The 432-nt window shown below is 73.6% G+C and carries 1 pseudogene; it reads left to right on the top strand.

Going from position 1 to position 432, the window contains the following annotated elements:
• Positions 1 to 45: 45 nt before the first annotated feature.
• Positions 46 to 432 (top strand): annotated as a pseudogene (locus DSY14_RS28175) (bifunctional glutamine-synthetase adenylyltransferase/deadenyltransferase); the annotation flags it as partial.

Here is a 432-nt window from a genome sequence, read left to right as displayed (position 1 = left end):
CCGGACGGCTACGGTTGACGCGTGGCAAGGGACGGAAGAATCGACATGACAGCAGGCGCGCTCGCCCGGCGTGGCTTCAGCGACAGTCCGCGGGCCCTGAGACTGGTGGAACAGGCGGGCTTGGACGCCCGGGACGACACCGACATCCTCGATTCCCTGGGTGCGGCGGCCGACCCCGACCAGGCCTTGTTGGGTCTGCTCCGCCTGTTGGAGGTCTGCCCCGACCCCGATGAGGTGCTCATCGCCCTGCGGGAGGAACCGGACCTGCGGGCGCGGCTGTGCCGGGTGCTGGGGGCGAGCCCGGCCCTGGCCGACCACCTCGTCCGTCACCCCGAGGACTGGCGCGAGCTGCGGGGGGCCGACGCCGCGCGCACCCCACAACCGGAGGAACCGCGCCGCGGTCTGCTGCACACCGTGGGCGCCCGCCCCGAC

Origin of the sequence: Nocardiopsis sp. MG754419 (assembly GCF_018207095.1) — a bacterium.
Taxonomy (GTDB): domain Bacteria; phylum Actinomycetota; class Actinomycetes; order Streptosporangiales; family Streptosporangiaceae; genus Nocardiopsis.
Note: the sequence above shows the minus strand (reverse complement) of the source record. Positions and strands in the feature narration are given on the sequence as shown.